This window comes from Leptospiraceae bacterium (genome assembly GCA_016708435.1).
Lineage (GTDB): Bacteria > Spirochaetota > Leptospiria > Leptospirales > Leptospiraceae > UBA2033.
Genome location: JADJFV010000009.1, coordinates 108,408 through 115,528 on the forward strand (window position 1 = coordinate 108,408; position 7,121 = coordinate 115,528).

12 protein-coding genes are annotated in these 7,121 nt (G+C 33.9%); all 12 read left to right on the top strand.

The features are described from left to right. The first annotated feature begins 6 nt into the window (after positions 1-6). The 12 genes from cas7c (at position 7) to cas2 (ending at position 6,957) form a co-directional block, all read left to right on the top strand. On the top strand, positions 7-891 hold the full coding sequence (gene cas7c, locus IPH52_14835; protein ID MBK7056293.1) for a type I-C CRISPR-associated protein Cas7/Csd2: 885 nt from the start codon (positions 7-9) through the stop codon (positions 889-891). A gap of 163 nt (positions 892-1,054) precedes the next feature. After that, the gene (locus IPH52_14840; protein ID MBK7056294.1) at positions 1,055-1,327 is read left to right on the top strand and encodes a hypothetical protein; all 273 of its coding nucleotides are present in this window, start codon (positions 1,055-1,057) and stop codon (positions 1,325-1,327) included. 477 nt (positions 1,328-1,804) lie between these two features. Continuing rightward, positions 1,805-2,638 carry a hypothetical protein gene (locus tag IPH52_14845; GenBank protein ID MBK7056295.1) on the top strand — a complete coding sequence of 278 codons (834 nt, stop codon included), beginning with the start codon at positions 1,805-1,807 and terminating at the stop codon, positions 2,636-2,638. Beyond that, on the top strand, positions 2,635-3,027 hold the full coding sequence (locus tag IPH52_14850; GenBank protein MBK7056296.1) for an HIRAN domain-containing protein: 393 nt from the start codon (positions 2,635-2,637) through the stop codon (positions 3,025-3,027). Before IPH52_14845 ends, IPH52_14850 begins: the two co-directional genes overlap by 4 nt. A 13-nt stretch (positions 3,028-3,040) precedes the next feature. Continuing rightward, positions 3,041-3,535 carry a hypothetical protein gene (locus IPH52_14855; GenBank protein ID MBK7056297.1) on the top strand — a complete coding sequence of 165 codons (495 nt, stop codon included), beginning with the start codon at positions 3,041-3,043 and terminating at the stop codon, positions 3,533-3,535. Beyond that, on the top strand, positions 3,522-3,875 hold the full coding sequence (locus tag IPH52_14860; protein MBK7056298.1) for a DUF2283 domain-containing protein: 354 nt from the start codon (positions 3,522-3,524) through the stop codon (positions 3,873-3,875). Before IPH52_14855 ends, IPH52_14860 begins: the two co-directional genes overlap by 14 nt. Then, a complete protein-coding gene (locus IPH52_14865; protein ID MBK7056299.1) occupies positions 3,872-4,303 on the top strand; it encodes a hypothetical protein in 432 nt (143 codons plus the stop codon). The genes IPH52_14860 and IPH52_14865 overlap by 4 nt, the downstream gene beginning before the upstream one ends. 26 nt (positions 4,304-4,329) lie before the next feature. Further along, positions 4,330-4,467: a hypothetical protein gene (locus IPH52_14870; protein MBK7056300.1), complete on the top strand. Its 138-nt coding sequence runs from the start codon at positions 4,330-4,332 to the stop codon at positions 4,465-4,467. After that, on the top strand, positions 4,460-4,621 hold the full coding sequence (locus IPH52_14875; protein MBK7056301.1) for a hypothetical protein: 162 nt from the start codon (positions 4,460-4,462) through the stop codon (positions 4,619-4,621). The genes IPH52_14870 and IPH52_14875 overlap by 8 nt, the downstream gene beginning before the upstream one ends. A 382-nt stretch (positions 4,622-5,003) precedes the next feature. After that, the gene (gene cas4, locus IPH52_14880) at positions 5,004-5,639 is read left to right on the top strand and encodes a CRISPR-associated protein Cas4 (protein MBK7056302.1); all 636 of its coding nucleotides are present in this window, start codon (positions 5,004-5,006) and stop codon (positions 5,637-5,639) included. Next, positions 5,632-6,663, top strand: a complete 1,032-nt coding sequence (gene cas1c / locus IPH52_14885) for a type I-C CRISPR-associated endonuclease Cas1 (GenBank protein MBK7056303.1) — start codon at positions 5,632-5,634, stop codon at positions 6,661-6,663. The genes cas4 and cas1c overlap by 8 nt, the downstream gene beginning before the upstream one ends. A 3-nt stretch (positions 6,664-6,666) precedes the next feature. Continuing rightward, the gene (gene cas2 / locus IPH52_14890) at positions 6,667-6,957 is read left to right on the top strand and encodes a CRISPR-associated endonuclease Cas2 (protein ID MBK7056304.1); all 291 of its coding nucleotides are present in this window, start codon (positions 6,667-6,669) and stop codon (positions 6,955-6,957) included. Positions 6,958-7,121 lie beyond the last annotated feature (164 nt).

Sequence of the window (7,121 nt, forward strand, 5' to 3'; positions counted from 1 at the left end):
TTAAACATGGAAAGTTTAAAAAATAAAATTGATTTTGCGGTTGTCGTTAAAGTAAAAAATGCAAATCCAAATGGTGATCCATTAAATGGAAATAGACCAAGAACAAACTACGATGGTCTTGGAGAATTATCAGATGTTTGCGTTAAAAGGAAGATTCGCAATCGGCTAATAGATAACGGCTTTGATATCTTTGTTCAATCAGATGATAAGAGAAAAGATGATTATCGAAGTTTAAGGCAACGAGCAGAAGGTGTCTTAAAGAAAGAAACCTTAAAAGATGAAAAGAAATTAAGAGAAGATGCCTGTAAACAGTGGATTGATGTAAGAGCGTTTGGTCAAGTTTTTGCATTTGAAGGAGAAAAGAAAGAAAAGAAACCGAAAGGACAAGAGTCTGGTAATGATACAAAAGCAGAAGGTAAAGACTCAAAAGGTGTATCGGTTGGTATTCGCGGTCCGGTGTCCATACATCCTGCATTTAGTATAAATCCTGTTAGTATAACAAGCGAACAAATTACTAAAAGCGTTAGTGGTGAAGGTGACGGGAGTAAAAGAGGCTCCGATACAATGGGAACAAAACATAGAGTTGACTTCGGTGTGTATGCTTTTTATGGAAGTATGAATCCTCAACTCGCATCTCTTACTGGCTTTTCGGATACTGATGCGAATGCGATCAAAGAAGCACTAAGAACTCTTTTTTTGAATGATGAATCATCTGCTCGTCCTGCTGGAAGTATGGAAGTTGTAAAATTACTTTGGTGGAAACACAATAACAATAATGGTCAGTATTCAACTGCAAAAGTTCATAGATTATTAAGCGTTGATCCGCAAACTTATGATATAAAGGTTGGTAGTCTAGATGGATTGGAATGCGAACAAATAGAAGGACTATGAAGTCCTCATCGACAAATCAAAATTAGGCGCAGGTAACCAATTCGCCAAAATAGAATTGATTGAATACTAAAAACAATTTCCCCCATTCCGGTGAATGCCGGATTGGGCTTTAAAGGCTAATTATGATAATACTCATCAGTTTTCAAATGCTAGATAAATAAAAATGATATTTCTACTAATTGTTTTGTTTGGTCCACTTTTGGTTGGCTTCGTTTTTACAATTATTATTTATGCAGGCGGAATGATTATATTAGCGATTCCAGGAGTAATTGTAAGTACCTTACTTTTTGTTTTGGGCGAGGAGCTAAAAAGTAATCTACTGAAATGGATTGCATTCATAAGTCTTGTGCTATGGATTTTATATGTGATGAAAAAGATAGATAATCGAATGAGTGAGAATATCGAAAAAAGGAGCAGAAGGAAAAGAGAATATTAAAATGATATACATATTACTGCTGATTGCTTGTCCACTTCTGGTTGTATTATTTTTAGTATATCTTCTTAATATACTTTATTTTTTTGCATTAATGACACCGGGGCTAATTGTATGTAGCCTTCTTTTTGTTTGGGGCGAGGAATTTAAGAGTCCTTTACTTATATGGCTTTCATTTATTTTTTCGTTATATGGTTCATTTATGTAATGAAAAAAATAGATAATCATATAGATGGAAAAATAAATGCGAAATAGTGGGTTTCGTCGTATTAGCGGGTTGAAATTATTCAACCCCTACGTTTATAAATGTAATTTTTAGAACACGTAGGGGCAGAATAATTTCTGCCCGTATACGATAATGCAGTATTTCGATGAGGTTTATTTGCGGATAATCATTGTAAAACATGAGAATCCAGTGTGTAATTTGGGAGTGATGGGGCGAAGCTATGTAAGCTTTTATAGTTTATTTATAAGGAAATCATGAATAACGAGATAGAAATTTCACCGTTGTATACTAAATTAGTGTTAGAGATAGAGGCGATTCGAAAAGAGTATTCAATTCTTTGGGAAGAGAAGGATCGATTGGAGAATCAATTGAAACCGCTACTCTTGATTAAATTCAATTTAGAATTAGGGCACACAATTTTGGCTTATATGAATATGCATTTGTATTTTTTGAAATTGAAAAGAAAGATTGAACTTTTACAGATGCATATTAATCAGAATCGACAAGTGAATATGAATGAAATCGAATCTAGTTTATATGCGGAATTTCAGGAGTGGATTAGTCAGATTTCAAAACTCGAAAAAGATATTCGTGTTGCGAGACAGACAACGTTTGATTTCCTTAAGCCCGACGATTCTATTAGGCTACAGGAGATATACCGCAAGTTAGTTCGTATATTGCATCCCGATCTAAATAAAAACATAACGGAAAATCAAAAAATCCTCTGGAATCGAGTGCAAGATGCGTATAAAAATTTGGATTTAGAAGGGTTATTGAATTTAGAAATTCTAGCTGGTAGTGAAGAACTCATATCAGAAATTTCTAGTTTAGAAGTTTTAACAAAAAAGAAAGATAAACTATGGAATCAATTTCAAATTCTCACAAAGTCAGTGGATGAGGTTAAGAAAAGTTTTCCACTCGACCTCGAAAGAGAATTAGACGATCCGGAATGGATAAAAAGAGAAAGTGGACTTTATCAAAATAAAACAAAAGAAATTGAATCTCTGCTGCCGCAGTATGAGAAAATATACAAAGACATTCTTTTTCAACTCTATGGCTTAATGCAGGAGCATCCCGAAAACCTATGAATGAACTATCTAACTTTGATCCGCAAACACTACATATACTAGCGAAGTCATTTAAGGACGGTTTGCCTCTTCCTAGTATCAAAGAAATTTTTCTAATTGAATCTCATATCGCCGGAACTAGTTATCTTAACTTAGATGAAATTGAAAAATCCTTAGAGAAAGATGAATTTCTAAAACTAATGCGGCAAGCGGATAATCAACATGATTCTCTCGCCATTCTAATCTTTGATTCAAAAGGAAATAAACTAGGCTATGTTCCTCGAGACAAGAATGAAGTCATTGCAAGGCTTATGGATGCAGGCAAATTCATTTTCGGTAGACTTATTCACAAAGAGCAAGTGAATAGCTGGCTCAAATTGACTATTAAAATTTATTTAAAAGATATGTAAGGAAGGAAAAGCCATGAGTAAACAAAAACTTTCAAATAAACAAAAAGCTTTTAGCTATTGTCCTCAGTGTAAATGTAAACTTTCGAATGGAAATTTTATTGTTCTAAATGGTGGCTCTATGGTAAAAATTGGTGATAGTAAATATTCCAGTGATAACAGTTTATTACCATTTCTAAATTTAATTTGGCATGAATATTTACCGCAGAAAAATGAACACGGTGCGATAGAATCATCTGTATTTTTAGAAGTAACGGATAAGAAAAATCATATCCTCGGACAATTTGAATATAACTTTTGTTCTATTGAGTGTATTCGGGAATGGTTTAATTCAAAGTTAGAAGAATTGTCTTTAGCCGCAAAGGATAGAGGTTTAACTAAATTAAGAACTCGCAAGAAAAAAACTGAACAAGCTAAGAGCAATTCAATGATAGAAGCTATTTATAGAATGGGAAGTAAAATGCCGAAAGAAAATATTGATAAACTAAAAAAGAGTTATGGAATTAAATAATAAATATGTAATTTGTATGGATAATTCTGATTATCCTGTTTCACTTACAAAATATAAAATCTATGAAGTAATTCCTTCTTCCAAAACCGAAAAAACAGGAATGCTCCGAATCATTGACGACTCCGAAGAAGACTATCTTCATGCAGCAAAGAGATTTATTCCTATAGAATCGTTTGATTATGACAAAGAAGCGGATGTAATGTATGTAAGCTTTGAAAAACCACAGAATGCAGTAAAAACATTGCCGCAAGAGGATGGAAGTCTTTGGCGATACAATGAAGAAGGAATTTTGGTTGGAATTACTTTTATGAATTATCAAACATTAATTAACATAGTATGAAACCTAACATCGAATTAGCCCCACAAGAACAGTTATTGTTTGTTGAAAAACTTCTTACTATTTTTTTAGATAGGATATTAGGACATCCAGAAGCGTTAGTTACAGATGAATCCAGAATTTATGATTTTACTGAAAACGATATAGATGATTCTATTGGCAAAGGAAAAAAGGCAGGGCATTATTTATTTAAGAGGCGTTGGCGAATGTGCTACCCTGATGGAAGAAAAACAGAGTTTAAAGAAGAGATTCAGGAGCAAAAAGCAATTCACCAGCGTAAATGGATCATTCGAAAATGTAAAAGAGTCTTCGGTGTAGATATAACGGATTATTATAAAAAGGATTTTCCAATAGTTCTAAAGTATATAATGACAAAGTTATCGAAAGAAAAAGCACTAGAATTAGGTTTGATTGATAACAAAAATGTTTGAACCTTGCAAAAGTAAAGGAGTTAGGTATGCTAAATTTATTACAGGAATTTAAAATAATTATAAAAGTATTGGAAGAGGAAAGGATTGATTGTGCGGTGTGTGGTGGAATGGCAAATAGCAAAGTAGATCAAGAAGACATTGAGAGGCTACAGTCAAATGGATAAAATAGGTATGATTCCAAGCGCAGTCACAATGCGAATAGAAAAGCTTTCGCAACTAAGAGAGCTTTGCTTAGTATTAAAACAAGCTGGAAAAAAAGCTGGGCTTCACAGTGGAAAAGTGCAAGAGAATTTAAATATAAATCTACAAACGTCTTAGTGAATTCAATTTATTAATCACACCAAAATAAGCATTTAGCAATTGACAGATAAAATATAATATTATAAAATTAAACGAGGAGACGACAAACTATGGATATAGAAAGATTCTTATTGACTTGGGGAATTAGCTCATTTTTATTTTTTATTTTCTTAACTCTTTTAAAGCGATGGATAACAAAAATCGTAAAGAATGAACTAGATAAACATTCGCATGAAAACCGATAGAAGTGAAATTTTACTGAGATTACTGATTGCTATTCTTTTGGGATTGGTTGTCGCTTATATAAGTTTGAATAATGAAACCAAAGTTTATGCTGATATAATTATCATAGTGACAGGAATCGCAAGTTTTGTTCTATATATTTGGGAAAAGTTAAAAGGTGAATAACGATTATAATTGGTCTGAATCAGAAATAATTCCCATCTCGGCAATTAGTCATCATTTGTATTGTCCGAGGCAGAATGCTCTTATCCACACAGAAGGTGTGTTTAGTGATAATGTGCTCACGACTTCTGGAAATATTGGACATCAATTTGTAGACGACGAAAAAAGTTACACCGATCACGGTATCAAGAAAGAAACTTCTTACCGAGTCTTTAGCGAGAAGTATGGACTCAGTGGAATAGCGGATATTATAGAGTTTCCCCTGAATGCACCGCCATTACCGATTGATTATAAGAATGGTAAAATTTCTTCTTGGGAAAACCAAGAGTCACAAGTCTGTGCCATTGCAATCTGTTTAGAAGAGATGTTGGATGTTGAAATTAAGATTGGTGCCATTTATCATATTCAATCTAAGAAACGCCATGAGTTTACTATCGATAATCCGCTTAGAGAAAAAACATTACGCGCTGTAGAGGAAATTCGTCATAATCTGGTGAATAATATTTTACCAAGAGCACTGTATTCCAAGCGGTTATGTGATAATTGTAGCCTTTATCAATTTTGTCTTCCTAAGATCAAAGAACCAAAAACACAAGATTCAATTTTTAAACCGGTGGATTTCAATGGCTGAAGTTAAATTAAATATTTTGTATATCACTCAAGAAGGTCTCTATTTACACCATGAATTAGAGAAAATCAAAGTAGAGCGAAAGTATGAGACAATTATGGAATTGCCAATTCATCATTTACAGGGAATTATAATCTTCGGTATATGCAGCATTAGCCCATCCTTATTGCGGAAATGCCTTGAACGTGGAATCTTTGTTTCTTACCTAACGGCGAGGGGCAAGTTCATGGGAAGACTAGAAGGAGCTAATTCTGGTAATGTGCTACTTAGAAAAGCACAATTCAAAAAATCGGAAATGGACGCTGAGAAATTGAAGATTGCTAAGTCTATCATTGCGGGAAAGATTCAGAACTCCAGATTGAATTTACTGCGCTCTGCAAGAGATTTGAAAGACGAAACAAAAGAAAAGGAAATCAGAAATGTAGTTTTAGATTTAGAAAGAAATTTAACTTCTCTCGAACAAGCTAGCTCTGTAGAGAGTGCGAGAGGCTACGAAGGAAATTCTGCTAAATCCTATTTTTCTGTTTTCGATCATTGTATTGTTCAGCAAAAAAAAGATTTTGAATTTACCAAACGCATGAAGCGTCCTCCTAAAAGTAGGATTAATGCGTTGTTATCCTTTACTTATTCACTGCTTAGCAATGATTGCATTTCCGCGTGTCAGGCAGTCGGATTAGATCCTTTTATTTGTTTCTTACATGAAGAACGTCCTGGTCGTCCTTCGCTGGCGCTGGATTTGATGGAAGAGTTTCGTCCTTTTGCAGATAGGTTTGTTTTGACTTTGATTAATCGAAAACAAATTCAAGCAAGTGATATTATAGAGAAGACTGGTTCTGTGTATACTCTCACCGATGATGGGAGAAAAGCATTATTAACCGCTTATCATAATCGAAAGCAAGAAGAGGTTACTCACTATCTTTTAGAACAAAAATGCAGAATCGGAGAATTGTTTTTATTGCAAGCAAGAATTTTGGCGAGAAACATTCGCGGTGAAATGCCGTTATACGCACCTTATATATGGAGGTAAATCATGTTTATTCTCGTTTGTTATGATGTTGAGACTTTGACAAAAGAAGGTAAACGAAGACTTCGCAAAGTTGCAAAGCATTGTGAAAGTTATGGTCAGCGAGTGCAACATTCCGTTTTCGAATGTAAAATGGATAAGGCTTTATATTTAACATTTGAAAATAAAATTGTTTCTATCATTGATCAAAAAACAGATAGCCTTCGAATATATATACTTGACGAAGATTCAATAAAGAAGATAAAGAACTTCGGTGTCGCGACGATAATAGATTATGAAGAGCCTCTTATCCTATAATTCAATGCGAACCCAAGTCTCCCGCACAACCCGCTTAGTTTCGCAAAATCAAAAAGAACCAATAGGTATCATATCCATTGACACCTGCACCCAAAAAATAATTAGTCTTTTAGTAAGTGAAAAACAACTGTTCGCAAAATTCATTTTAAACAATGAGTATACGG

Coding starts and splice junctions, on each gene's coding strand:
- IPH52_14850 (MBK7056296.1), top strand. CDS start 2,635: ATGAATGAACTATCTAACTTTGATCCGCAAACACTACATATACTAGCG.
- IPH52_14875 (MBK7056301.1), top strand. CDS start 4,460: ATGGATAAAATAGGTATGATTCCAAGCGCAGTCACAATGCGAATAGAA.
- cas2 (MBK7056304.1), top strand. CDS start 6,667: ATGTTTATTCTCGTTTGTTATGATGTTGAGACTTTGACAAAAGAAGGT.
- IPH52_14860 (MBK7056298.1), top strand. CDS start 3,522: ATGGAATTAAATAATAAATATGTAATTTGTATGGATAATTCTGATTAT.
- IPH52_14855 (MBK7056297.1), top strand. CDS start 3,041: ATGAGTAAACAAAAACTTTCAAATAAACAAAAAGCTTTTAGCTATTGT.
- cas1c (MBK7056303.1), top strand. CDS start 5,632: ATGGCTGAAGTTAAATTAAATATTTTGTATATCACTCAAGAAGGTCTC.
- cas7c (MBK7056293.1), top strand. CDS start 7: ATGGAAAGTTTAAAAAATAAAATTGATTTTGCGGTTGTCGTTAAAGTA.
- IPH52_14870 (MBK7056300.1), top strand. CDS start 4,330: ATGCTAAATTTATTACAGGAATTTAAAATAATTATAAAAGTATTGGAA.
- IPH52_14865 (MBK7056299.1), top strand. CDS start 3,872: ATGAAACCTAACATCGAATTAGCCCCACAAGAACAGTTATTGTTTGTT.
- IPH52_14840 (MBK7056294.1), top strand. CDS start 1,055: ATGATATTTCTACTAATTGTTTTGTTTGGTCCACTTTTGGTTGGCTTC.
- IPH52_14845 (MBK7056295.1), top strand. CDS start 1,805: ATGAATAACGAGATAGAAATTTCACCGTTGTATACTAAATTAGTGTTA.